The following is a 24,901-nucleotide window of genomic DNA, read 5'->3' as shown; positions in this document are numbered from 1 at the left end:
GGCAAGATATCAGGAAAAGGATGCAAAAATACAGTTTTTTTAAAGTAGCCATGAAAGGATGAACAAAAGCCTGCAAAACTGCAGCAATATTGTTCAGAATAGACTAGTTTGAAGAGAATCCTTAGAGAAAGCATGCACATTTGCAGCAATTTAGGGCATTTAGAGACTTTACATGATCAAAGCCTGCACATTTGCAGGAATTTCAGAAAATCCGCATCATGACACTATTACACATGAGATACGGTCATAGAATGCGGCAGGATCAAGCGGTGCAGGGGGCGTCTTCCTTGCACCGCTATTTCTAGTTTTGACACTAAACCTACTTTTGGGACAGCCCCTTAAGTTAAGGAAGCAGAGCTTTACTTCGCTTAATAATACTGCCGATGCTTACCTCCATGCTGTATATATTTTGCTTGAGAGAAGTGGCTTTAGTGCTGAGAGTAAGCAGCCTTGCTAATGCATCTGACGTTCTGTCAGCATCGGATTTCTTAATAGCTGCCTTGAAATTTGTCCACTCTGTAGTAATGAGCTTGCTCTGCCCTGACAGGACGCTTTTTTCAGCCTTAATTTTATTTTTAACCGGATCAATCTCAGCTAGTACGCCGCGTATTTTTTTCGCCAAATTTGTTTTTTCCTTCTTTGCTGCTGTAAGTGAGTCTTGCTTTGTTCTGATCTCTTGGCGGGCAAGCGTAGCTGCAGTCCTCATAACATCGGCTTGTACGGATAATACTTTGTATAACGACTTATCCTTCAGCTTCTTGGCAGCAGCAACTTGTCTGGTCAGGGAGGAGTAGCTATCAAAAAGAGGCTGATATTTACTTTTGAGTTCTTTTACTTGTGTCTCCAATTTGGTAATTTTATCATCATTGATTTCTTTGATTTGTTTACGGACCGTTGACACCTGAGCCTCATTCTCATAATGCAGTGAAGAGATCTTATCATCCCAGCTTATGATCTCCTTATATTGTGAACTGAAATCATTGTATTGCTTTGTAATCCTGGTTTTTTGCGTGCCTCCGGCAGAGGTGGCTGTTTTGTTCAATTGGTCATTGACGGAGTCTGTAAATTCAACAGAAGCAGCATGCACGGGGTTCTCAACTAGTAAAGGAGTTATTCCTAAAAACATAACAAGGGCAAATACGAAAAATTTACTGCTTTTCATTTTGGGACGAAACGCGGAAAAAAATTTGAATTTACTCATAATACACTCCCTTTATTTCAAAATGAGAAATGAGAGCCCACAACAAAAAGCACCCGCAGGAAAGGCAATATTGCCTTTTCTTACGGGTGCTTCCATCGCAAGATCGTTCATTTCATATTGGATCCACTATATATAAAAATCCTTAATTTGTCAAATTGGAAATGTGCAGTTCCAGTTTGCGGAGAATCTCCTTTTGCCATTTCTGGTCACCCAACTGGGCAGCCAAATTTAGCAAATCCAGAAAATCGTCAATCTGTAGAGTAGTTTTACGGGTAGATACCTTCATAGCTTCAAACTCCTTTTGAGTGTTCATGAGTTAAATGATCAGATCAATAATGATAATCATTATCATGTAATATATTTTTATTATGCACAACGCAAAGAGATTTGTAAATATGTAATTGCTCGAATTGTTATACGATTTGCTTGACAATGTTCAAGATATATGGAAAATGAGGGGAAATACCCCACAGGAGGAACTATGGAGACAGGACCACTATTAAAAGTCGAAGAGCTGGCGCTTAAAAAGCATAAAATTTTTCGACAAAGCAAGATTCGCTACATCGCTCGGGCGATGCTGGCAAGTATGTTCATTGGGTTTGGCGTTATCGTAGCATTCAAGACAGGTAACTTTTTTTACCTGGAGCATTCTCCGCTGACATATCCAATGGCTGCTATTACGTTCGGCGCGGCGATTATTTTGATTGCGTATGGGGGAGGAGACCTCTTCACTGGCAACACATTTTATTACACTTACGCAGCTTTGCGTAAGAAGATGAAATGGATCGAGGTCGTAAAGCTCTGGATTTTTAGTTATTGTGGTAATATTCTTGGGGCATCTGCATTTGCACTGCTCATATTTTTGACAGGATTATTTACAGATTCATCAGTGAACGGGTTTCTGCTGTACGTCGTTGAGCATAAGATGACAACTTCAACAACGGAGCTGTTCTTCAGAGCAATTTTATGTAATTGGCTGGTGTGTTTGGCGTTTTTTATCCCGATGTCATTTAAGCAAGACGGAGCCAAAATGTTTGCGATGATGCTGTTCGTATTTTGCTTCTTCATCTCGGGGTATGAGCATAGCATCGCCAATATGTGTACGTTTGCTATAGCGCTTGTTCTGAATCATCCTGGAACGATCTCGTTTGCAGGTGTGCTTCACAACCTGATACCAGTTACGTTAGGTAATCTGATCGGTGGCGGGCTTCTGATGGGATTTATGTACTATTATGTAAATAAGCCGTTTCTCGACTCTGAAGATCATTAGAAATATTTAAGATCAGACTATTAATAAAAATACTAGATTTCGGCCGATCGCCTGCACTATTAGGTGATCGGCCGATCCCGTTTAAGGGGAAAAGCGCATAGGAAATAATCCTATTTGTTCCAGTGTAAATATGATAAAATTAAAAAAATTAAGAATTGCTTTAATTGTCATCTTTAGAACAGTTAGTAAACATAATCAACTCATTTTTATGCACAAAGGATGCATGTCGATGAAGAAGATACTTAAGATGATGTTAGCGACATTTACCATTTTGTTAGCCACTACATACTTTATGCCAACAGCGCTTGGTGAGCGGGCAAATGTTTATTACCAGACAGAGCTCGATTATCCACCATTTAAATTCAAGCAAAATAGTTCACCAACAGGTTTTGATCTGGAATTGACCCAGTTGATCTTTAGGGATGGCAAAAATACACTGCTTTATTCTTCAGGGGATTGGATGGAAGTTTATCAGCGCCTCAAGCAAGAAGACATCGATACTGCCGGATTGGTGGTAGTGAATAACCATAACACTGATATGATATATTCCAAACCAGTCATGCAAACTTATACTGGGGTATACGTAAGACGAGGCTTTATAGGAGATATCACGTTAGAATCATTGTCAGATTATAAAGTAGGCGTTGCCGCAAACCGTTACTCTGAAGAGCTGCTTAAGCAGAAGACAGGCGTTACTGTATATAGGCAATTTCAGAGCGTGGAGGAAGGTCTTATCGCTTTGAAGAATGGTTCTATCGATTTGTTGTTTGAAAATCAGCATGTTGTCAATTATTTGATTGTTAGTGAAAAACTGACCGGCGATATTCACCAGGTTTTGTACGATTTATACCCGTTAGACGTATCCTATGCTGTTAAGAAATCCTCGCCGGAGCTTGTTACCTACATAAACAGTAGAATTGATGAACTGCGTGGAGAGGAAATGTACGAATATTTATACCAAAAGTACTTCTTCGACCATTCAAAATATTACAAGGATAAAATTATAAATCGATATATTCTTCTTGGCTGTGTCATAGCATTGCTGATCGTTCTAAGTTACATACTTCTTAGAATTTATATTAAATATCTCAAGAAAACGCTCTATGAGGAACGTGAGCTTTCCAAGGAAGTACTGGATCACACGAATATGTTAGTTTGGGCCGTACATAAAGATAAGCGTACTGTCAGATTTAATCAATATGCAGAGCTGCTGACGGGAATGAAGGAAAGTGATCTGACTAACCAAAGGTATGACCAAATAGAGGGATTCCATGAGCGTTATAGCGGTTTAGTCGATCTTCTTGATAACGCTATAGCGATGAAGTTCGTAGATAATCAAGAGATGACTCTGACCTATGGAGATCAGAATCAGTCTAAAATGTTCCTATTCCGTACATCAGCGATTCGGGATGCTTCCGGCCGACCGGAAGTTTTCATCATCGCGGGTATGGATATTGAAGAACGCAAAATCTATGAGAACAAGCTGCAGAGCAGTTATGAAGAGTTAGAATCGACTTACGAGGAACTTGCTGCAACGCAGGAGGAGCTGGAGCGCCAGTTCGATGAGCTTATTGTGCAGGAGGATAAGCTGCGTATAAGCGAAGAAAGATTTAGACTTGCTACGATGGGATCGGGAGCGGTTATTTGGGATACTGTACCTGATACAAATTATTATTTTGTGTCTGAGCGAATGTTTGAACTTTTAGGTTATGGGCGAGGGGAAGTTTCTACAACGCTGGATGGCTGGATGGAGCTCATTCATCCTCAAGATATGCAGGATACGATTGAATCAAGGCAGGCGTATCTCCGCGGAGAGTCTCCTGTGTATGAGAAAGAATATCGCATGCGGAAAAAGGATGGAAGCTATATCTGGATTCAGGCCAGAGGTATGCTGCAACGCAATAGCGAAGGCCGTGTCATCAGATTTGCTGGCTCGATGATTGATGTTACGGATCGTAAAAACTACGAGCTGCGGCTGCAAAACAGCTATGAGGAGCTGGAGGCTACTTTTGAGGAGCTTACTGCTGCCCAGGACGAGCTTAGAGTGAACTACGAGACGCTCGTGGACAATCAGGAAATGTTGAGACGGAATGAGGAGCGTTATCGACTTGTTACGGAAGCATCGGATAGTGGAATTTGGGAAACAGACGTGCTGGCTAATCAGCATTATTTTTCTCCAAGATGGTATGAGCTGTTAGGTTATGATGTTAACGATTTGGTGAGCTTCGTAACACTCGATCAGCTTGTACATCCCGATGATTATGAGCGGTATTTAAATGATCTGGAAATTGTGAGAAGAGACAGTAAGGGTATGTTCCAGTGTGAATACAGGCTTCGTCTCAAAAGTGGAGATTATCGGTGGTTTATGGGTCGCGGAAGAGTACTTTACGACGATCAAGGACATGCTTACCGGACGACAGGCTCTATTACAGATATTCATGAGTTGAAAAAGTATCAGGACCGTTTGCAGCATCTTGCATATTATGACGCGCTTAGCGATTTGCCTAACCGGCTTTATTTGCTGGAGGAGCTCGAAGCTTTCTTTTCGAATCCACAAGAAAAGGCCGCACTATTCTTTGTTGATACCGACAATTTCAAGTACATTAATGATACACTCGGTCATAAGTTCGGAGATCGATTGCTTAAGGAAACGAGCAGCCGTTTAGCCTCAGTTATTGAAGATAAGGGCATGCTGTTTAGATTGGGCGGAGATGAATTCGTTATTTTCCTGCAAAATATTCATCATGAGGAGCAGGCCCTTTTGTTGGCCGAGCATCTGATGCAAGGCTTTCTCGAACCGTTCCAGATTAACGAAAGTGAAGTCTATGTCTCGGTTAGCATTGGTATCGCAATCTACCCGCAGCATGGAGTAAGTGCTGAAGAGATTTTGAAAAATGCAGATATGGCGATGTACGCGGCCAAAGAAGCGGGTAAAGGCAAATACATGGTCTTTGACCAATCCTTCCTACAGGTATTTAATGAACGGGTGAATTTGGAGAAATACTTGCGGCAAGGTCTTCAGAATGGTGAATTCCAGTTGTTTTATCAGCCACAGGTTAGCGTGAGGAATGGTCATATTACTGGTTTTGAAGCTTTAATCCGTTGGAACAGTCCTGAGCTAGGCTTTGTCTCGCCGCTTTCCTTTATCAAGATTGCCGAGGACAGTCGATTGATCATTCCTATTGGGGAATGGGTGTTATTCCGTGCCTGTGCTTTTGCCAGTAGCTTTCAGGAAGAAGGATACGGCAAATTTAAAATATCGGTCAATATATCGGTCATTCAGATGCTTCAGGATGATTTCATCGATATGGTAATGAGAGCGCTGGAAGATACGGGACTTGAGCCTGATTTATTAGAGCTTGAGATTACGGAGACGTTGATCATGGAGTCATTTGATGCTCTGATTCCAAAACTTGCATTCTTAAGATCAAAAGGAATTCAGATCGCGTTGGATGATTTTGGTACAGGATATTCCTCGTTAGGTTCTTTGCAGGATATGCCGATTACTACACTTAAAATAGACAAAACCTTTATCGAGCAGGTATCGGATGAAGGAGATCCCCGTTCACTCGCAAAAGCTATTGTACTGATAGGTAGAAAGATGGGATTAAAGGTTGTCGCAGAAGGTGTAGAGACAGAGCAGCAAATGAAGTATGTAAAGCGGGCTAAATGCGATATGATTCAGGGCTACTATATTAGTAAACCGCTCTCCGAAGAAGATACAATTCAGTTGATACGGAGTAAAAAGGTGTATGATATCAGGCGGTAACAGTCCATGTGGCTCAATAACTTGCTTGATGAACACAATAAAAGCAGTAGCTTGGAGGAAAGAAGATGATCCTCAGGGCTACTGCTTATTCAGTATAAAGAATTAGTTCTAGGATTCTACGCTGATGTCGGGGTCAGCAAGGAACGATGTAATAGGCAATGAAGCGGCACCGAGTGCGGTTGATCGTATTCCGAGCTTGGCAAAATCGACATGGGTCTTATTGCGATGATAGGATAAGCTCCGCTCCTCAATCGTTCGAAGCATGGAATCCTGAAGAAGTCCTCCAGCTATGGACAAGCGATTACCAATGACGATGAGCTCAGGATTGAGAATGTTAACGAGATTAGCAAGTCCAACACCAAGCTGCGAGCCAATTCGATTTAATAATTCAATCGCTGTAGAGTTTCCGCTTCGCGCTACCTCCAGAATGTCTTCCAGCTCAACTGATGATTCCGGCCACTCTTGAGCAGCTTGATCCAGCAGTGCTTTTTCTGAAGCTAATGTCTCCCAGCAGCCTCGATTGCCACAGCGGCATAGAGGTCCATCCTCCGCAATCGTCATATGCCCAACTTCACCGGAGAAGTTGGAGACTCCGCGATACAGCTCTCCTCCTACAATGATGCCAGCTCCGATCCCGATTCCGATACTCAAATAGATTAGATTTTGCGAATCTATTCCGGCTCCAAACAGCTTTTCACCAATCGCGCCTGCATTCGCTTCATTATCAATATGAATATTGCTGCCGAAATCAGGTGAAAGTAACTTTAGCAGATCGATTTGATTCCAGCCTAGATTAGGAGCAGATACGACATGACTTTTCTCGTCAACAAGGCCTGGAACGCCTATCCCGATTCCTACGATGCCGTATGGCGATTCGGGCAGCTTGCGGGATAATTGACGGATCGTTTTTCGAATTTGATCCATCACATTTTCGGGAGCAAAGTCTTCAAGAGGTACGCTTTTCTCGCGGATTACGTTGCCTTCAAGGTCTACAAGGACTGCCAATAAATCACTGACACGGATGTCTACCCCTATCGCGAATCCTGCTTGCTTGTTGAACAAAAGCAAGGTAGGCTTGCGTCCACCGCTGGATTCGCCAGGGCCTATTTCCGTGACGAGACGGCTATCAATAAGCTCTGAAACGAGCGAAGATACGGTGGCTTTATTAAGTCCGATTGCAGCAGAAATATCTGCACGTGATAAAGGCTGACGTTGCCTGATAGTGTCCAGAACGATAGTTTTATTCATTTTTTTGATTAACTGTTGATCACCAGTAATCTTCATCATTTATCCTCCAAATGGATGTACATTAAGTAACATCATACCACATAAAATAAAAAATATATCAACAACTTACTTAGTTGGCTAGACAAACTAAGTATAACGTGATACGATCTAGTTGAAAAGAGCAAGGCAATATAAAATACACTGAATGTTGCTACTGATCAGTAGAATGAAAAGGCTTTCCCGAAATTAAAATATTGTTAGGAGGACTCTCAGTGAGTTATTTCAAAAACATTAACAAAATTCAGTTTGAAGGCGCAGGTTCCGATAATCCATTGGCATTCAAACATTATAATGAGAATGAAGTAGTGCTTGGCAAATCGATGAAAGAGCATCTTCGTTTTGCAGTTGCATATTGGCATACATTAACTATGAACGGCAGCGATCCTTTTGGACAAGGCAACATGATTCGTCCTTGGGAAACTGTATCCGGTCTTGATCTTGCTAAGGCTCGCGTAGAAGTTAACTTCGAATTCCTTAAGAAGCTGGGTGCTCCGTACTACTGTTTCCATGATGTAGATGTTGCTCCAGAAGGGGCTACTTTGAAAGAATCCAACGAGAATCTGGATGTAATCGTTGCTAAGCTTAAACAAGGTATGCAAGATACAGGTGTTAAATTGCTGTGGAATACGGCTAACATGTTCTCGAACCCACGTTATGTACATGGTGCAGCGACAACTTCCAATGCGGACGTATTTGCTTACGCTGCAGCACAAGTGAAAAAGGGTCTGGAGACAGCAGTTGAGCTGGGCGCAGAAAACTATGTATTCTGGGGCGGTCGTGAAGGCTATGAATCCCTGTTGAATACGGATATGGGCCTTGAGCTTGATAACCTTGCGAGATTCTTCCACATGGCTGTAGAATATGCACAAGAAATCGGCTTTACTGGTCAATTCCTGATCGAGCCTAAACCTAAAGAGCCTTCAAAACACCAATACGACTTTGACGCAGCTACAACTATTGCATTCTTGCAAAAATACGGCTTGGACAAACACTTTAAACTTAACCTTGAAGCTAACCATGCTACACTCGCTGGACATACTTTCGAACACGAATTGCGCGTAGCTCGCATCAACAATATGCTCGGTTCGATCGATGCGAATCAAGGCGACATGCTGCTTGGCTGGGATACAGACGAGTTCCCAACTGACCTGTATTCTGTAACGCTTGCTATGTATGAAATTCTCGAAAATGGCGGTATCGGCGCTGGTGGCGTAAATTTTGACGCTAAAGTAAGACGTACATCCTTCGAGCCTGAAGATTTGTTCTACGCTCATATCGCAGGTATGGATACCTTTGCTAAAGGCTTGAAAGTGGCAGCTAAAATGAAAGAAGATAAATTCTTCGACAACCTGATTGCTGATCGGTATGCTAGCTTCAAATCCGGTATCGGTGCAGACATCGTATCTGGCAAAGCTAACTTCAAAACTTTGGAAGCATACGCATTGCAACATAGTGACATTCACAACAAATCGAATCATCTTGAATTGGTTAAAGCTCGTCTGAACGAATACTTGTTTGGTGTAAAATAAAGTCATCATAGAACATGATACATTTTTGGGGGACGCGCGCCGTCCCCTTTTTAATAACGATTTACTTCCCTCGGGGATAAATTGAAGGGAGATTATCAGTGATGAAATATGTGATCGGGATCGATCTTGGAACCAGCTCGGTAAAGACGCTGCTGGTGGATCAAAACGGTGATATCAAAGGGGAGGCTTCGGCAGCCTATCCTCTTATTCATGAACGTCCAGGTTATAGTGAACAGAATCCTGAGGAATGGGTAACCGGCACGATTTCATGTCTGAAGCAGCTTTTCCAAGAGAGCGGAGTATCTCCTGAAGACATCGATGGTGTATCCTATTCTGGTCAAATGCATGGTCTTGTACTGCTGGATGCAGACAACAATGTTCTGCGTAATGCTATTCTGTGGAATGACACACGTACTACCGCGGAATGCCGTGAAATTGAGCAGAAGCTTGGAGACCAGCTGCTGTCCATCACGAAAAACGCTGCCCTTGAAGGTTTTACTCTTCCGAAGATTTTATGGGTGCAAAAGCATGAGCCTGAGCTTTTTGCTAAAGCAGCTAAGTTTGTGCTGCCCAAAGATTACTTGCGATATCGGATGACAGGGCGTGTAGAAATGGAAATTTCCGATGCTGCGGGTACATTGCTGCTGAATGTTGCCGAAGGTCAATGGAGTGAGGAAGTAGCGGGAGCATTTGGTCTTCCTGCTGGATTCTGCCCTCCGATTGTCGGCAGTACGGAAGCTACAGGTACGGTATTGCCTGAGTTTGCACAGCTAAGCGGATTATCAACATCTACCAAGGTATTTGGCGGCGGTGCGGACAATGCTTGCGGTGCGGTAGGTGCAGGTATCGTTCAAAAAGGGGATGCCCTTAGCAGTATTGGTACTTCCGGTGTTGTTCTCACATATGAAGAGGATAAGAACAAGGATTTTGCAGGTAAGGTGCACTTCTTCAATCATGCTCATCCGGGTGCATTCTACGCTATGGGAGTAACACTTGCTGCAGGTTATTCCTTAAGCTGGTTCAAGGATTCCCTTGCACCTGAGCTTAGCTTCAATGAGTTCCTCGAGCCTGTTGCTACCATTGCCCCAGGTTCAGACGGCTTGCTGTTCACTCCATACCTGGTGGGCGAACGTACTCCTCATGCGGACAGTGTCATACGCGGCAGCTTCATCGGTCTGTCCGGTACTCATCGCCGCGAGCATATGGCCCGTGCGGTGATGGAAGGTATTACGTTCTCGCTTGCCGAGTCCCTTGAATTGTTCCGTCAAGCTGGCATCGCGGTAGACCGTGTCATCTCGATTGGCGGCGGAGCTAAAAATCCGGTTTGGTTGCAGATGCAGGCGGATATTTTTGGCACACCAGTGGTCTCTCTGAAAAACGAGCAAGGTCCTGCTATGGGTGCTGCCATGATGGCAGCAGTCGGCAGCGGATGGTTCCGCAGCTTGAAGGATTGTGCTGAGCAGTTCATAGATTACGTAGCTACGTATGAACCGATTCCAGCTAATGTAGAGACATACAGTCGCTTGTTCAAGCTTTATCAACAGGTATATTCTGCGACTCGTGTGCTTAACGAAGGATTGCAACAATTCCGAGGTTAGTCAAAAACTGGAATTTTTCATATAAATAAATCAAGCGCGTGATGCTCCTCATTTATGGCCATTGCCAGTGAAAAGGGAAGCTCACGCGCTTATTTTATGATACGGATAGCTTGCCATCCTCCATGTGGACCACGCGGTCACACAGGTCAAGCATACGATGGTCATGGGTAACCATTACGGCCGCCTTGCCGCGAGATTTGACTTCATCAGCCAGCATGTGCACGACGTCTCTACCGCGTTCAGAATCAAGGCTTGCGGTCGGTTCGTCAGCTAAAATGATTTCAGGATCATTCATCCATGCTCTCGCGATAGCGACGCGTTGCCGTTCACCGCCTGACAAGCTCTCTGGATAGTGATGCAGACGATGGCCGAGGCCCAGACGTGATAGCAATTCGGTCGCTTTTTTCTTGGAATGACTCTTTTTCATGCCGGCCAGCTCGCCAATCAGAATCAGCTGATCTCTTACCGTTAAATATGGAATCAGGTTAGCTGATTGAAAAATAAAGCCGATTTTCTGAAGCCGGATATCGGTCAATTGCTGTGAAGACAGCCTGCTAATCTCCTGACCGCCGATTGTAACAGTTCCGTTTGTTGGTGACAGCAGCGCTCCGGCAATGGATAGAAATGTACTTTTACCTGAACCGGAAGGTCCTACAATCGCAACGAATTCTCCTGCTTTTACTTCCAAAGAAATATCCTTCAGCACTTTTACAGAGGTATCCTCAGCTCCGTAGATTTTGCTTACGTTGTCCAACCTCAACTGAGTACTCATTATGCAGCCCTCCCAATTGCTTCAATGGCATCTACCTTGGCTACTCGATACAGGGATAATAGCGACCCAAGCAGGGATACGAACAGGAACAGGATGGTGCAAATCGTAATGACCCCAGCATTGAGCTCAAAAGGCATGCTTTCCGGCAGTAGAAGAGAGACCCCGTAGGTTAGCCCTATGCCGATGGCAAGACTGATAATAGACAGCATAAGAACCTGTGAAATTAAGCCACGGGCAAGGTAGCTCATCTTTGCTCCAATTGCCTTGAGTACGCCAAATTGGCTCATTTTTTGAATCGTCATAACGTAGAAAAATACAGCCAGAACGAAGGCAGCAATGATAAAGAGAAAAGCAACCATCATGAGCAGAGAGCCTTGTTCTTCCTTATAACCCGGTATCCCCTGTAAGGACTGGCTTTTACTGATGACTTCGACTCCGGATACCTGCGTTTTGATGCCATCAGCGATTTCTTTTGTTCCCTTGACCGCGATCGCATTAAAAGCGAGTTCGTCCTCCTTAATGCTTCTATTTTGGTGAATACTTTTCCAATCCGCAAAATTGATATGAACGACTGGGGTATGACTGAACGACTGTCCCTTAGTGAATCCAATAATCGTAAAAGCTTGGCCTGATGCCTGATCGTGGATAACATCGCCAAGCTTCAATCCTTTTTCCTTAAGTGAACGATCAACAACGGCCTCCAAGGAAGATGAGTCATTTATCATGTGTCCTTCCACAACCTGTGGAGCTAACATACTTTGTGGATTTATTGCGAAATAGGTAACGTCGATCCTCTTATCGTTATAATCACTAGTCACCGTTGACATCTGGACACCAAGCGGCGTTGCTTCCGCATTTGCTGTCTGCTGTTTAACCTCTTCCAGAGTATGGTGCTCCAGTGTGGAACGGGTTAGACGTTGATCGGAATTATGTTGAAGCACAAGGTAGTCGGCATTCATGGTTTGAATGGATGAGGCGTTATCGGAAGATAATCCCTGAGCCAGTCCTGTTACAAAAAGCACTAACCATGCGATTAACACCATGATGAGCGAAATAAGTATATAACGTGTTTTGGCATGCCGCAGCTCACGTATTGCCATAAACATGGTTGATCATCTCCTATCTATTCTGCTGAGCATATATCTTTTTGCCCGGTGTGCTTTTATTATAGGAGAGTATTATGAACGGAATATGAATCAGGCTTTATTCGGTAGGCAGATGGATACGAAATGTAGTTCCTTGACCTAAATCACTCGTAACCTCGATATGACCTTGGTGCATTTCAACAATTTTATCAACAATGGCTAATCCTAACCCGCTGCTGCCTTCCTTACGGTTTCTGGACTTGTCCGATCTGTAGAATCGCTGAAAAATATGAGGGAGGTCGCTCTCTGCTATGCCGATTCCGGTATCTTGTATTTCTACGGTGCATGTCTTATTCTCTTGCCACACATGCAGTGAGATCGTTCCGCCTTCTTCGGTAAATTTAATGCTGTTCGTAATCAGATTTACCCATACCTGATAGAGCAGCTTGCTGTCTCCTTTTACATAGGTTTCCGGCAATTCCATCTTGATGGCGATCTCTTTCTCGCGCCAGTTCCATTCTGTCATGAATAACACTTGGCGAATCTGGGACGAGACATCAAAAGCTGTCGTTTCCAGAATAGCTTCCTCCTTATCAAGCGATGCTAATGTGAGGAGCTGTTTACTTAATTGCGACATTCTTCGGCTTTCGTCCTCAATGATCAGCAAATACTCGCGTCGCTGTTCTTCCGGTAGATCCTTTGAAAGTAAAGTGTGTGAAAACCCCTGTATCGATGCTAGTGGAGATTGGATTTCATGGGAGACGTTGGATACAAACTCCTGACGCATTTCCTCAAGCTGTCCAATGCTTTTGGCCATGACGGAGAAATGGCTCGCAAGCGTACCGATTTCATCGCGACGCCGGAAGTCGAGCTTTATGTTGTATTTTCCTCGCGCCAGCATTTTGGTCGCTTCAGTTAGTTTAACGATAGGCTTCACGACGTAACGGGTGCTGATCAAGACGAAAATGATGCTTAGTATGATAGACAGCAGAATCAGCAGCGCAAAAAAGATTCTCATCTCGCCGAATTGAATCTCCAGATTAGGACGAATGAACATAGCATAAGTTTTGCCGTTCACTTCTAAGGGCACGCCGATTGTGTTTTTTAAAGTATTGTCGAAAAAGCCTGTGATGAACAGACCTGTAGGAAACTGAATGATACCATGATAGACGTTGCCCTTGAGGACATGAGTGATGGTGTCTTGATCTATATTTTTATCCCGAAAGCCAGGGCCATAAAAAGCCCCTTCTTCTTGATTGTTGACCAGATAAAACTGATAGCCCAGTTTTCCGATATTTTCAAGGTAAGCATACAGGTCGATCTCAGGGTTGTCTTCATAGAACGCTTTGATTTGCTCAGCCATATGGGTAACTTTGTTATTGTTATAAGGTTTTAGGTTATATTGGTAGTAGGTATTCGCGGCAATAAATGCGATAAAGCTGCTTATGATCATGACGAGTACGGTCGTTGCACAGATTCGCAAATACAAGGTTCTCACGAAGCAGTAACCTCCAGTTTGTACCCGACTCCACGAACCGTCGTAATGATGAAATCATTGTTGCTGTTGTCGGAGAATCTTGCCCGAAGTCGTTTGATGTGGACATCTACCGTCCGCTCATCTCCATCAAAGTCGTATCCCCAAATGTGCTCAATGAGTTCTTCGCGTGTGAAAATTCGGTTAGGGTAGCTGGCGAGATGGAACAATAATTCAAATTCTTTCAGCGGCAGCATAATTTGTTGCCCCCTGCAGCTAATCTCGAAGCTCTTTCGATTAATGACGGTATTTCCTAATGTGATCGTCTGCGCGTTGACCATTTGAAATCTGCGCAGAAGCGCCTTGATTCGAAACAACAGCTCTTTAGGCTCAAAAGGTTTAGTGACATAATCATCCGTTCCAACGAGGTAGCCCTTTTCTTTATCAGCCAGCTGATCTTTAGCCGTCAGCAGAATGACGGGGAAATCATAGAACTGTCTGATCTCCTCGCATAGCTGAAACCCGTCCTTGCCTGGCATCATGACATCTACAATGGCAAGATTAATTTGTCGATCCGAGAGACAGGCTGAGGCTTCGATCCCGTCTGCGGCTTCGATGACATGGTATCCTTCAGCTTGTAGATAATGACTCAGCAGCTTCCGAATATGCTCGTCATCATCTGCAATTAAAATATGTATCACAGCGTAACATCTCCTTGAGGTGTATAAGTTCGCCCCTTAATTATGATGCCAATATATCGCAATTATGGCTAATTCACAAATTCATAAGAGAAGAGCTGCGCTCCTATCATCATGGATGACAGGGTAACAGCTCTTGGAATAAATGAATATTTAGTTAGACCTCGTTCCAGATTCGGCGCACATTATCCAAGGCAATTCGGGTTCCTTTTCGACAATCTTCCATACCCTCGAATTCAATAGACAGGTAACCGTTGTAGCCTGAGCCTTTTACTATCCGCAAAATGTCCCATAGCGGCAAATCTCCTTGTCCGGCGATTGCTCCACGCAAGTAACTGCCACCCGCGCTCTTAAACCAGCCCTCTCCCGGATTCCTGCCAGCCTGACGAATGTAGAAGTCTTTGATGTGAACCATTGAGGCATAGCGGATGTTTTTTTGAACAGCGAAGAGGGGGTTCTCATCAACACATACGAAATTGCCGACATCCAGTGTTGTTTTAAAGTTTGGACGATTTACAGCATCCATTAGAGAGAGCACTCGGTCGCTGGCTTGAATGTAGTAGCCATGGTTTTCTACACTCGTTATAATCTGATATTTGCTTGCATAATCAGCAATGGTTCTGCAGGCGCTCGCTAGACTTTCAAGATCATGGTTAAAATGAATGATCGATGGATCGGGTCTTGAGGCTACGTCGTGACGCATTAATTTCACACCAAGCAGGTGTGCGATATCGACCTCGCCCTTCACGCGGTTGATTTCCTTCTCATAAGCTTCCTTGGATTCTGTAACAAAATTCGCCCCGATAGCGTAGTTGGAAATATCGATTCCAACCTGATATGCCTTCTCTTTGAGCTTGTGGATTAACTCAGGATTGTTGGTAAAATCAAAGCCCAGAGGGACGATCTCGATATGTTCGCCGCCAATATCTGCGATCCACTCAATAACATCCAGAATGGACATGGTGCCTTCCTGCATAGCTTGATAAAGACTGTATGAGCTTATTCCAAGCTTCATGATTTCATCTCCTTGCTATATCGCCTATCAACGATAGGAGCGAATGAAATTGACCGCTCTTTGAATGTCATCGGCGGGATTGTCGCCTACTTCACGTTCTATTGTTAAATACCCACTGTATCCAATGCTCTGTAGGGCAGCAAAGTAAGCGGGGAAATCAACCGCTCCTTCACCAAGCGGAACCTCTTCAAAAGCAGCGCCAGAGGAGGCCATCTCAGCGATTTGCCCATGATCCATAGGGGAGTAGCCTAAATATCCATATACATCCTTCGGGTCAATCGGGCGATTCTGTCTGCCATCCTTGACGTGGGTATGAACGATGTAATCCTTAAGCAACTTGACGCCTTGCACTGGATCATCTCCGGTTACCATAACCATATTTGCCGGGTCAAAGTTGACGGAGACACCTTTAGTGCTGAATGTATCGAGGAAGCTCTTTAAATGCGCCGCTGTCTCAGGCCCAGTTTCAATGGCAAAATAAGCATTCATGCTGTTGGCATACACGCCGAGCTCCTCACAGGCCTGCTGCATCGATTCATAGATGCGGCTGTTTTTGTCCTCAGGTACGATCCCGATATGTGTAGTTACTATACGAGTTCCGAGCTCAACCGCAAGATCGAGGATTCGTTTGGACTTTTCGATCTTATCGTGATTCGCGACGGAATCCTGAAAGCCGTGCCCGCCAAGGTCTCCACAGAGCGCTGATATTTCCAGTCCAAGACCATCAATGTAATTACGCAGCTCTTTACGCTTAACCCCGGTCAGTATCGCCGGGTCCATTTCTCCCGAAACAGCGTAGATTTGCACTCCCTCTGCACCGACCTCATGTGCTTTTTTCAAGCCTTCCCATACGCCCAGACCAAAGCTGTCAACAATAATGCCGATTTTGTTCGTTAATAAGTTTTCACTCAATTTAATCACCTGCTCCTCACATTAATCGAACTGGATTTCTCGCCCATCTGCAGCAGATTGATAGATGGCGTTAAGTATTTTAATCATTTGAACCCCGTCCTCAACAGGGCTGATTGTTTTTTCGGTTCCAAGGCAGCAATTCACGAAATGGTCGATCTCATTCTGGAAGCTGCTCACAAAATCAAAGCCGGGATGGCTGATTTGCGGATCTATGTTAAGGATGGTGTTGTGGCGCTCCGTCACGATCGAGAGCTGGGGTTCAATTTCAGCACCGCCCTTGTCACCATAAATGTTGATGAGCGAGGAGTTTTGCCGAGCATGGAGCGAGAAGCTGACATCAACCATAAGTGAAGCGCCATTTTCGAATGTAATCAAAGCGTTAGCTATATCTTCGACAGTATTGTTTTTAGCGTCGTAATCAGCGGCCTGATAGAAATGATAGTTTTCGATATTAGATCGGTTGCCGAGCTTTTGATAGGTATGTCCCTTCACGGATTTGACCTGTGGTTTGCCCATTAGATACCAGCAAAGGTCAATGACATGTACTCCGATATCGATGAGCGGGCCGCCACCGGAGCGTTCCTTATCCGAGAACCATCCCCCAGGATTGCCTAAGCGACGGAGCAGGCTGGCTTTGGCATAATAAATTTCTCCGAGATCGCCTGCATCGATAAATTTTTTTAGTACTTCAATATTGGAAGCGTGGCGGCGGACATATCCGACCTGAAGCAGCCCTCCTGTACGATGAGCTGCTTCTTGTATGAGCAGGGCTTCATCTACTGTTTTGCATAGAGGCTTCTCGCATAGAACACTTTTTCCGGCCTCAAGAGCGGCGATGCTGATTTCAGCATGTGTGTTATTCCATGTACAAATACTGACTGCATCGAGATCAGGGTTGCCCAGAAGCTCACGATAATCGGTATAGACATGGGGAATATCGTACTGACTGGCTGTTTTGCGTGCTCTCTCTTCGTTAACGTCACAAATAGCCCATAGCTGGCATTTTGAATTGTTGTGATAAGCTTTTAGATGGGACTCTGAAATAGAGCCGTTGCCGATAATGGCTATTTTTAATTTGCTCATCGAATCGCCTGCTTTCTTTCGAGATATGTGCTTATTTGATACAATGATACTTAACTTATGTCTAGACAATATGTGTTATTTGTTCACTTGATATAAATTTACCACACTGATATTAAGGGGAAAATGTTCATGATGATAAGATACATGGATTATATGATCAGTTCTGAGCCGATACGTGTCTTCAACCCGATAGCAGATTCCGGCAAGCAGAAGATCAAATCGCTCTCTGTTGTGGGTGCCGGTCATCTGCCGTGCAGAACCTTGCGGCGAGAGGGAGCCGTCTTTCAAGACTTCGCATTCGCTGTAATTACTGCTGGAGAAGGATACTATCAAGTGAACGATAGCGATAAACAGAGGGTAAACGCCGGATCGTGGTTTTGCTTTTACCCGGGTGCAGTGTTTAATTACGGTCCTGATGAGGGTGGATGCTGGGATGAGTATTATTTCACAATCCAGGGTGAGCGAACAAAAGAGTGGCTTGAGCATTGGCTGTCGTCTCCTGAGCTTGTAAAAAGAGCGATCATTAATGATGCGGCATTAAGCAAAATGGAAATGCTGTTCACACTCATTGATAGCGGAGCTCCAAGCAATCTGGATAGAGCTGCGCTAATGATCGAATCTTTTCTCTATGAGCTTGTTTCTCAAGGTGATAATGAAGATTCCGGGAATCGGGGGAAATGGGTTGTCAATTTAATGGAGGACATTTCGAATGGTGTTCTGCCACCTCAGATCTCAGGCAATATTGCCAGTCATATCGCTGCCAGACACCACATCTCCGTATCCACCCTGCGCAGAGTAGTGCATGAGTATACGGGTTATCCCTTGAATGAATATATCCACCGGCTTAAAATGGCAGAAGCGAAAAAAATATTGCTGAACTCGGACATGAGTATCCAGGAAATTAGCGCGGCGCTCGGTTATAAAGATATGTTTTATTTTTCCAAGGTATTCAAAAGAATTAGCGGTATCTCTCCAAGGAACTATCGCAGCACAATTGGACAATAACTATCTTTAAGGATAGACGGGGGGGACTAAACAGATGCAAAATCATATTCCAGAAACGACGGAGGGCCAATGGCTCGAAGACCATAACACAGTGGCAAGCTCAGCAGGCCGTGGCCTTGAAAGCCTCTTTTTTTATACTTCCATGTGCGGAACCTGCAAGCTTGCGGAGAAGATGCTCCAGATTGCTGTATCCTCAGGACCGGTTATTCCTGTCTCCAAAATAAACATTAATTATAGCCCCACCCTGCGTGACCGCTGGCAAATAACGAGTGTTCCTTGCCTGATTGTGCTGGAAAATGGAGAGCCTGTACGAATGGAGTATGCTATGGGATCGGTAGTTGATCTATATACATGGCTGAAACTAGGCTAACACACAGCATCGGTATGTTGCATAGGATGTAAGGTATTATACATCCGGCTTCGGAGCAGGGAAGGGAGTTAGAGCAGGAAATGGCGGATACAAGTATTCATTATTTTGCTCGAGGGAATACGGCTCAGGGATTGTTTAGTCTAACGGATTCGGTACTTCAGGGACTGAGTGCCATTTACGTATTACAGGGTTATCCGGGAGGAACGGAGAAGGCCATTGCAGATCTGGCACAGATCTGCTTGCAGAACGATTCCAAATTGCATTTCATCCATCAGGCTCTGGACAGTGATTTACTTGAAGGGATCATTATCGAAGATTTCTCTGTTGCTGTCATTGACGGTGAGGTATGGTCCGAGGAACTGCAATCTAATAGCGATGGCGAAATACATTACATTGATTTACGTTCATCTTTGGATACACAAAAATTAGCTGAAGCAGCGGTGCGTATTAAAGAACTGGAGGAAGAGATAGAGGGCTTATACAACAAAGCCTATGAGACCTTCCATAAAACACTCCGGATTCATGATGACTGGGAGAAGCTCTATATCGACAATCTTGACAGAGATCGAATGGATCAACTGGCCATCGAGTGGTCAGACAAATACTTACATCGTACATCGGGAGATCAGAATCACAAGGGAAGCGAAATCCATCGTTTTCTTGGAGCAGCAACATCCAAAGGGGCGGTAGATTTTATTCCCAACTTGACGGCTGGACTGCAAAATCGTGTTTTTGTTAAGGGTCGTCCAGGCTCTGGTAAATCTACTTTGTTTAAAAAGCTTGCGGCATCAGCGGCTGATAAGGGGATCGATACGGAGATTTATCATTGTGGATTTGATTCCAATAGTCTGGATATGCTGATTTTTCGTAATTTGAGCTTAGCTATTTTCGATAGTACTGCACCGCATGAACATTACCCAAGTCGTGACGGTGACGTCATCCTGGATGTGTATGACCTTGCCATTACAGAGGGAACGGATGAAAAATATGCTGAGGAGATCGCTATAGTCAAGGAGCAATACTCCAAGTCCATGCGGGAATCGATAGCTTACCTGACCCAAGTAAAAGAGCTGCGTGATGAGCTGCAAGCCATTTACGCGACAACTGCCGATACATCGTTACTGTCAGGGTGGCTGACAGAGGTATAGTTACAGGAAGCAAACAAACAAGGCTGTACCCAAGGTCATTCAAGCGAATGATTTTGGGTCAGCCTTTTTGGACATTTACCAATTGTTCCCGAAGCTATCACGATATTTAATAAAATTAAGCAACAAAAATGATAGCTTCACGAGCGGGGCCAGTGATCCGCATCGATGGATGTACAGGAGGAATGGGCCATGATTAATGTTAAAAATCTTGGAGCTCGGGGCAACGGTCGACATGATGATACGGCAGTCATTCAGAAGGCTTTTCAGTTAGCGGCACAACGAGGGGATACGGTTTATTTTCCAAATGGTGTTTATATGATAAATCCAGAGAAGAGTCTTAAGATCAGCAGCGGTACGATCGTTAAGGGTACGGGGGGTTCGGCGGTTATTAAAGCAGATTCAAAATATTTTGGTATGGAACTGATTCGTATTGAAGGTGACGATATTAGCATTAGTTCAATATCTTTTGATGGAAACAATCGGGTGAACCGTGTGGTAGTTATTGGCGGGGGAAGCCATAGAATCAATATAAGTAATTCTTTTGTTGCAAACGCTGCGCATAGCTCTGATCCGGATAGCGATTATTATATTGGTGTTGTATCGGGAATCACTGTATATGGAAATTCAAAGGATATCGTTATAACTGGCACGAAAATATCCAATATATTAGCTACCAATTTAACAAGTGGCAGTTTAATAGCTAGAGGAATATACGTTACCACAGCATGGGAGAGCACTGAGACCATTGTTAGAAATTTACTAATAACAGGATGTTATATTCATCATGTGGAGCCGGCGGATGACGGAGATGGCATTTATATTGAAGATCGTGCAATGGATCATAACGAGGGGCAAGATGTGTATAGCATAATAAGCAATAATCGGTTTGATCATTGTGCCAAGAGAGCCATAAAAATATATGCCAATGGAACAATGATAGTAGGTAATCAGATAACGAATACCTATTTAAACAATAACTATTACAAGGGGACAGATAAGGGCGGGCTTGCACCGGACATGTACTCGGCTATCAGCATATATGGCAGTAATCATTTAATTGAGAGCAATATGATCTCGGGCAGCGGCAGCTTCTACTCAGGGATAGAGGTAGATTTCAATGAAGCCGCTGATGATATAACGATTCAAAGCAACAGCATCAGTATGGGCGATTCAAGCAATATTCAAGGTAAAACTGCTATCCGGCTTGGTAATATCGTTAATTTTAAAGTGTTAACTAACCATTTAAGCAATGGCGAAAGAGGAATATGGATATGGAAAAATGCGAATTCAGGCTTAATCAGCAATAATGATATTAAAATGCAGGGAGGAGGGATCGATCTAAGTACGTATTTACCAGGGTATGTTCAGAGTAATATTATGTGCAGCTTCAATCGTATTCAGGCACCGAAATATACGATTCAAACCGCCCCTTCCAACCAAAATGTAGTTATTATGTAAGCTGAAAAATCCCCCTCCATCAAAATAGGAGGGGGATTGAATTTTGTTAGAAAGCTTGTTCGCTAGGCTGCTTTTTAATGATTTCGACTTTTCTGAATCGATGAGGTTCTTTTTCGAGAAGCTTTAAGTCAAGATTATGGTGAGTGTATATCTCACCGATATTCATTTCCGGATGCATCCCGAACAACCAGCCGCCAATCGTGTCTACGTCGGTTGTATCAAGCTCGGTCATCAGCAAATCGTTGATTTGGGTGACGGTTACTTTACCGTCTACAACAAGGTGATTATCGTTCAACTGAACAATTGGCTGCTCTTCTTCCTTGTCGAATTCGTCACGAATTTCACCGACGATTTCCTCCAGTATATCCTCAATCGTAACGAGACCTGCTGTACCGCCGTACTCGTCAATCAGGATCGCAATATGAGTGCCTTCCAGCTGCATTCTTTTTAACAGCTCATTGACCGGGGTTACTTCAGATACTGCCATAACCGGCTGGAGGATAGAGGCTACCTCAAGGTTCGGATTATCCTCATATGCCAGGAAAAATTGCTTTGTATTCACAATACCGATAATATTGTCCTTGCTGCCGCTGACGACCGGGAATCTGGTATATTGCTGTTCCTTGATAATATCCAAATTTTCCTGGCGCGACTTGTCTGTATATAAGCACACCATGTCGGTGCGAGGTACCATAATTTCCTTGGCGAGCAAATTATCAAAAGCAAAGATCCGGTTAACATATCCGTATTCGCTTTGATTAATTTTTCCGCTTTCATAGCTTTCGTTAATAATGATTTGCAGTTCTTCCTCAGAGTGGGCTTCTTCATGCTCAGATGCTGGCTTGATACCCATTAACTTAACCAATTGATTGGCTGAGCCGTTCAAGCTCCAAATGAAAGGGCGCATGAGTTTATTGAACAAAATAAGTGGTTTTGCCGTAAACATGGCTACACTTTCCGCTTTGCGAATCGCTATTGTCTTTGGAGTCAACTCCCCGACGACGACGTGAAGATAAGTGACCACTACAAACGCAATGATAAAAGAAAGTACACCGCTAACGGCATCTGGCAGATGCAGGCTGTGGAATAACGGATGCAGCATCTTCTCTATGGTGGGCTCACCCAGCCAACCAAGACCCAAAGCTGTAATTGTAATCCCTAATTGACATGCCGATAAATACTCATCCAGATTCGCTGTTACTTGCTTTACGGCTAATGCGTTCTTGTGCCCTTCACTAATCAACTGGTCAACTCTACTGCTACGTACCCGAACGATTGCAAACTCTACTGCTACGAAAAATGCGGTCATCGCAATAAGGATGACGATTAAACCCAAGTTTAAAACCAAAAACCTGTCACTGTCCATTGTTGTAAATCTACTCCTTTTGAATGATAAGATATGAAGATTGTAAATAAGCTAATTATATAATATACGGAACGGAAATGCTAATTCCCGTAATAATCGTTATAGAATTACTGAAATATAATTCGTGTTTTAGTATTTTTAAGATATGATTAAAGATTATTTTGATTATAAAACCTATATAATCCGAACATTCTTGATAAATTTAATTGACACATTCGTATAATAAAGTTATTCTTGTTAAGGTGTTCTTATTACTTTTACAATTCGTATATCCTCAAAAATAAGGTTTGAGGGTCTCTACAAGGAACCATAAATTCCTGGCTACGAATAGGTGTTTTCGCATACCTATTCATAGTCGGGATTTTTTTGTTCGTTGCTTGTCGAAAACACCCACATTTCCTAAACTTCAGGAGGAGACTAATGAGTAAATACGATGTGATTGTTGTTGGAGCAGGCCCTGCAGGCATATTTGCATGTTATGAGCTGACGCGCAAAGCGCCTCATTGGAAAGTGCTGCTGGTGGATAAAGGACATGATATTTATCGTCGCCGCTGCCCTATTCTGGAGGAGAAGATTCAGCTTTGCCCACCTGCAGCGGGAAAAAAAGAATTTGCAGGTTGCTTGCCTGCCTGCTCAATTACAGCGGGGTTTGGCGGTGCTGGAGCATATAGCGACGGGAAATTTAACATAACGACCGAATTCGGAGGTTGGCTGAGCGATTATATTTCACCTTCCAAGGTGTTGGAATTGATTAAATATGTAGACTCGATCAATCTGGAGCACGGAGCGACTACAGCCATTACTGATCCGGAGACAGAAGCGATTCGTGCTATTGAACAACGCGGCTATGCAGCAGGATTGAAATTGCTTCGCGCACAGGTCAGACATCTTGGTACGGAACAGAATCTTGAAATTTTGAAATCCATTTATGAATACCTGAATACACGTATTGATATGATCTACAAGGCCGAGGTTGAAGATCTCATTACGATCAAGGAAGATGGCAAACATGTCGTACAGGGCGTTACACTAAAGAACGGCGATACTTATGAAGCTGATTTAGTGATGGTAGCTCCGGGGCGAGACGGTTCAGCTTGGTTAACGGACATTTTGAAGCGCAGACGTCTGAAAATGGCAAACAATCAGGTGGACGTAGGCGTTCGGGTTGAAACCTCGGACGTCGTCATGAGAGAGATCAATGAAAATTTGTATGAGGGGAAATTTATATTTAATACAACTGTTGGAACTCGGGTACGGACGTTTTGCAGCAACCCGTCGGGCCATGTTGTGGTGGAGAATCATAGCGGCGTTATGGCGGCGAATGGTCACTCCTTCAAGGACCCTGCTCTGGGATCGAATAATACCAATTTTGCACTGCTTGTCTCCCATAGGTTTACTGAACCTTTTGATAAGCCTAATGAATACGCCCGTGAAATATGCCAAAGAGCCAACGACCTATCCAATGGGGGTGTCATCATTCAGAAGTATGGCGATATCCTTCGTGGACGTCGTTCGACTGCCGGCCGTATTGCAGAAGGATTTCTGGAGCCTACGCTTAAGGAAGCCGTTCCAGGCGATCTTGGGCTAGTGCTGCCTTACATTACGATGAAAAGTCTGATTGAGATGATCGAGGCGCTGGATAAAGTGACGCCGGGCATTGCCTCTGAGCATACGTTGTTTTATGGTGTGGAGGCAAAGTTCTATTCCGCACGTCCGAAGCTGACAGAATCTCTGGAGACAGAAATTTCAGGACTGTTCTGTGGAGGGGACGGAGCCGGTATTACCCGAGGATTAGCGCAGGCTGGAGCAGCTGGAGTATGGATCGCCCGGGGAATGATGGAGAAAGTCGGATTATAAGATG

Annotated in this window: 20 protein-coding genes and 1 riboswitch; of the genes, 9 read left to right on the top strand and 11 right to left on the bottom strand. The window is 43.9% G+C overall.

Going from position 1 to position 24,901, the window contains the following annotated elements; translation table 11 throughout:
- Window positions 1–343: 343 nt before the first annotated feature.
- Together BLS49_RS21155 and BLS49_RS24910 are read right to left on the bottom strand one after the other, a co-directional pair.
- On the bottom strand, window positions 344–1,201 hold the full coding sequence (locus BLS49_RS21155) for a hypothetical protein (protein ID WP_245742660.1): 858 nt from the start codon (window positions 1,199–1,201) through the stop codon (window positions 344–346).
- 142 nt (window positions 1,202–1,343) lie between these two features.
- Window positions 1,344–1,487, bottom strand: a complete 144-nt coding sequence (locus tag BLS49_RS24910; RefSeq protein ID WP_175471500.1) for a hypothetical protein — start codon at window positions 1,485–1,487, stop codon at window positions 1,344–1,346.
- 195 nt (window positions 1,488–1,682) lie between these two features.
- Here BLS49_RS24910 and BLS49_RS21150 point away from each other — a divergent pair, with 195 nt between their 5' ends.
- Together BLS49_RS21150 and BLS49_RS21145 are read left to right on the top strand one after the other, a co-directional pair.
- The gene (locus BLS49_RS21150) at window positions 1,683–2,471 is read left to right on the top strand and encodes a formate/nitrite transporter family protein (RefSeq protein WP_091235508.1); all 789 of its coding nucleotides are present in this window, start codon (window positions 1,683–1,685) and stop codon (window positions 2,469–2,471) included.
- 229 nt (window positions 2,472–2,700) lie between these two features.
- Window positions 2,701–6,240: an EAL domain-containing protein gene (locus tag BLS49_RS21145; protein WP_175471499.1), complete on the top strand. Its 3,540-nt coding sequence runs from the start codon at window positions 2,701–2,703 to the stop codon at window positions 6,238–6,240.
- Between the two features lie 108 nt (window positions 6,241–6,348).
- Here BLS49_RS21145 and BLS49_RS21140 read toward each other — a convergent pair whose 3' ends face one another.
- Window positions 6,349–7,524, bottom strand: a complete 1,176-nt coding sequence (locus BLS49_RS21140; RefSeq protein ID WP_091235502.1) for an ROK family transcriptional regulator — start codon at window positions 7,522–7,524, stop codon at window positions 6,349–6,351.
- Between the two features lie 215 nt (window positions 7,525–7,739).
- On the opposite strand from BLS49_RS21140, the gene xylA reads away from it, so the two are divergent.
- Together xylA and xylB are read left to right on the top strand one after the other, a co-directional pair.
- Window positions 7,740–9,056: a xylose isomerase gene (gene xylA / locus BLS49_RS21135; protein ID WP_091235499.1), complete on the top strand. Its 1,317-nt coding sequence runs from the start codon at window positions 7,740–7,742 to the stop codon at window positions 9,054–9,056.
- A gap of 101 nt (window positions 9,057–9,157) precedes the next feature.
- Window positions 9,158–10,654 (top strand): xylulokinase, encoded by a 1,497-nt coding sequence (gene xylB / locus BLS49_RS21130; RefSeq protein WP_091235495.1) that lies wholly within the window; start codon window positions 9,158–9,160, stop codon window positions 10,652–10,654.
- A gap of 94 nt (window positions 10,655–10,748) precedes the next feature.
- On the opposite strand, the gene BLS49_RS21125 is transcribed toward xylB, so the two are convergent.
- The 7 genes from BLS49_RS21125 to BLS49_RS21095 form a co-directional block, all read right to left on the bottom strand.
- A complete protein-coding gene (locus BLS49_RS21125; RefSeq protein ID WP_425432169.1) occupies window positions 10,749–11,426 on the bottom strand; it encodes an ABC transporter ATP-binding protein in 678 nt (225 codons plus the stop codon).
- The gene (locus tag BLS49_RS21120; protein ID WP_091235491.1) at window positions 11,426–12,532 is read right to left on the bottom strand and encodes an ABC transporter permease; all 1,107 of its coding nucleotides are present in this window, start codon (window positions 12,530–12,532) and stop codon (window positions 11,426–11,428) included. The genes BLS49_RS21125 and BLS49_RS21120 overlap by 1 nt, the downstream gene beginning before the upstream one ends.
- 97 nt (window positions 12,533–12,629) lie before the next feature.
- Window positions 12,630–14,009 (bottom strand): sensor histidine kinase, encoded by a 1,380-nt coding sequence (locus BLS49_RS21115; RefSeq protein WP_091235489.1) that lies wholly within the window; start codon window positions 14,007–14,009, stop codon window positions 12,630–12,632.
- Window positions 14,006–14,686, bottom strand: a complete 681-nt coding sequence (locus BLS49_RS21110) for a response regulator transcription factor (RefSeq protein ID WP_091235487.1) — start codon at window positions 14,684–14,686, stop codon at window positions 14,006–14,008. The genes BLS49_RS21115 and BLS49_RS21110 overlap by 4 nt, the downstream gene beginning before the upstream one ends.
- A 154-nt stretch (window positions 14,687–14,840) precedes the next feature.
- Window positions 14,841–15,698: a sugar phosphate isomerase/epimerase family protein gene (locus tag BLS49_RS21105; RefSeq protein ID WP_091235485.1), complete on the bottom strand. Its 858-nt coding sequence runs from the start codon at window positions 15,696–15,698 to the stop codon at window positions 14,841–14,843.
- A 27-nt stretch (window positions 15,699–15,725) separates the two neighbouring features.
- Complete coding sequence (locus BLS49_RS21100; RefSeq protein ID WP_091235483.1) at window positions 15,726–16,610, bottom strand: sugar phosphate isomerase/epimerase family protein; 885 nt, start codon at window positions 16,608–16,610, stop codon at window positions 15,726–15,728.
- A 21-nt stretch (window positions 16,611–16,631) separates the two neighbouring features.
- Window positions 16,632–17,693 carry a Gfo/Idh/MocA family protein gene (locus tag BLS49_RS21095; protein ID WP_091235481.1) on the bottom strand — a complete coding sequence of 354 codons (1,062 nt, stop codon included), beginning with the start codon at window positions 17,691–17,693 and terminating at the stop codon, window positions 16,632–16,634.
- 129 nt (window positions 17,694–17,822) lie between these two features.
- Between BLS49_RS21095 and BLS49_RS21090 the strand changes: the two genes are divergently transcribed.
- The 4 genes from BLS49_RS21090 to BLS49_RS21075 all read left to right on the top strand — a co-directional run bounded on the left by BLS49_RS21090 (window position 17,823) and on the right by BLS49_RS21075 (window position 21,674).
- Window positions 17,823–18,698 carry an AraC family transcriptional regulator gene (locus tag BLS49_RS21090; RefSeq protein WP_245742658.1) on the top strand — a complete coding sequence of 292 codons (876 nt, stop codon included), beginning with the start codon at window positions 17,823–17,825 and terminating at the stop codon, window positions 18,696–18,698.
- A gap of 34 nt (window positions 18,699–18,732) precedes the next feature.
- Window positions 18,733–19,068, top strand: coding sequence for a thioredoxin family protein (locus tag BLS49_RS21085; RefSeq protein WP_091235479.1), 336 nt, complete (start codon window positions 18,733–18,735; stop codon window positions 19,066–19,068).
- An 80-nt stretch (window positions 19,069–19,148) separates the two neighbouring features.
- On the top strand, window positions 19,149–20,216 hold the full coding sequence (locus BLS49_RS21080; protein WP_091235477.1) for a hypothetical protein: 1,068 nt from the start codon (window positions 19,149–19,151) through the stop codon (window positions 20,214–20,216).
- Between the two features lie 189 nt (window positions 20,217–20,405).
- Window positions 20,406–21,674 carry a glycosyl hydrolase family 28-related protein gene (locus tag BLS49_RS21075; RefSeq protein WP_175471498.1) on the top strand — a complete coding sequence of 423 codons (1,269 nt, stop codon included), beginning with the start codon at window positions 20,406–20,408 and terminating at the stop codon, window positions 21,672–21,674.
- A gap of 46 nt (window positions 21,675–21,720) precedes the next feature.
- On the opposite strand, the gene BLS49_RS21070 is transcribed toward BLS49_RS21075, so the two are convergent.
- Window positions 21,721–23,040 carry a hemolysin family protein gene (locus tag BLS49_RS21070; protein ID WP_091235473.1) on the bottom strand — a complete coding sequence of 440 codons (1,320 nt, stop codon included), beginning with the start codon at window positions 23,038–23,040 and terminating at the stop codon, window positions 21,721–21,723.
- 244 nt (window positions 23,041–23,284) lie between these two features.
- Window positions 23,285–23,384, top strand: a riboswitch (purine riboswitch).
- A gap of 76 nt (window positions 23,385–23,460) precedes the next feature.
- On the opposite strand from BLS49_RS21070, the gene BLS49_RS21065 reads away from it, so the two are divergent.
- Window positions 23,461–24,897 (top strand): NAD(P)/FAD-dependent oxidoreductase, encoded by a 1,437-nt coding sequence (locus BLS49_RS21065; protein ID WP_091235471.1) that lies wholly within the window; start codon window positions 23,461–23,463, stop codon window positions 24,895–24,897.
- The last annotated feature ends 4 nt before the right edge of the window (window positions 24,898–24,901 follow it).

Source organism: Fontibacillus panacisegetis, from assembly GCF_900102215.1.
GTDB classification, from domain to species: Bacteria; Bacillota; Bacilli; order Paenibacillales; family Paenibacillaceae; genus Fontibacillus; species Fontibacillus panacisegetis.
The sequence above is the reverse complement of the archived record's forward strand: the minus strand, read 5'-3'. Positions and strand labels throughout refer to the sequence as shown.

Bases quoted from the DNA above. Each gene is read 5' to 3' on its own strand.
- BLS49_RS21155 (WP_245742660.1), bottom strand. From the start codon at position 1,201: ATGAGTAAATTCAAATTTTTTTCCGCGTTTCGTCCCAAAATGAAAAGC.
- BLS49_RS24910 (WP_175471500.1), bottom strand. From the start codon at position 1,487: ATGAAGGTATCTACCCGTAAAACTACTCTACAGATTGACGATTTTCTG.
- BLS49_RS21150 (WP_091235508.1), top strand. From the start codon at position 1,683: ATGGAGACAGGACCACTATTAAAAGTCGAAGAGCTGGCGCTTAAAAAG.
- BLS49_RS21145 (WP_175471499.1), top strand. From the start codon at position 2,701: ATGAAGAAGATACTTAAGATGATGTTAGCGACATTTACCATTTTGTTA.
- BLS49_RS21140 (WP_091235502.1), bottom strand. From the start codon at position 7,524: ATGAAGATTACTGGTGATCAACAGTTAATCAAAAAAATGAATAAAACT.
- xylB (WP_091235495.1), top strand. From the start codon at position 9,158: ATGAAATATGTGATCGGGATCGATCTTGGAACCAGCTCGGTAAAGACG.
- BLS49_RS21125 (WP_425432169.1), bottom strand. From the start codon at position 11,426: ATGAGTACTCAGTTGAGGTTGGACAACGTAAGCAAAATCTACGGAGCT.
- BLS49_RS21120 (WP_091235491.1), bottom strand. From the start codon at position 12,532: ATGTTTATGGCAATACGTGAGCTGCGGCATGCCAAAACACGTTATATA.
- BLS49_RS21105 (WP_091235485.1), bottom strand. From the start codon at position 15,698: ATGAAGCTTGGAATAAGCTCATACAGTCTTTATCAAGCTATGCAGGAA.
- BLS49_RS21095 (WP_091235481.1), bottom strand. From the start codon at position 17,693: ATGAGCAAATTAAAAATAGCCATTATCGGCAACGGCTCTATTTCAGAG.
- BLS49_RS21090 (WP_245742658.1), top strand. From the start codon at position 17,823: ATGATGATAAGATACATGGATTATATGATCAGTTCTGAGCCGATACGT.
- BLS49_RS21085 (WP_091235479.1), top strand. From the start codon at position 18,733: ATGCAAAATCATATTCCAGAAACGACGGAGGGCCAATGGCTCGAAGAC.
- BLS49_RS21080 (WP_091235477.1), top strand. From the start codon at position 19,149: ATGGCGGATACAAGTATTCATTATTTTGCTCGAGGGAATACGGCTCAG.
- BLS49_RS21075 (WP_175471498.1), top strand. From the start codon at position 20,406: ATGATTAATGTTAAAAATCTTGGAGCTCGGGGCAACGGTCGACATGAT.
- BLS49_RS21070 (WP_091235473.1), bottom strand. From the start codon at position 23,040: ATGGACAGTGACAGGTTTTTGGTTTTAAACTTGGGTTTAATCGTCATC.
- BLS49_RS21065 (WP_091235471.1), top strand. From the start codon at position 23,461: ATGAGTAAATACGATGTGATTGTTGTTGGAGCAGGCCCTGCAGGCATA.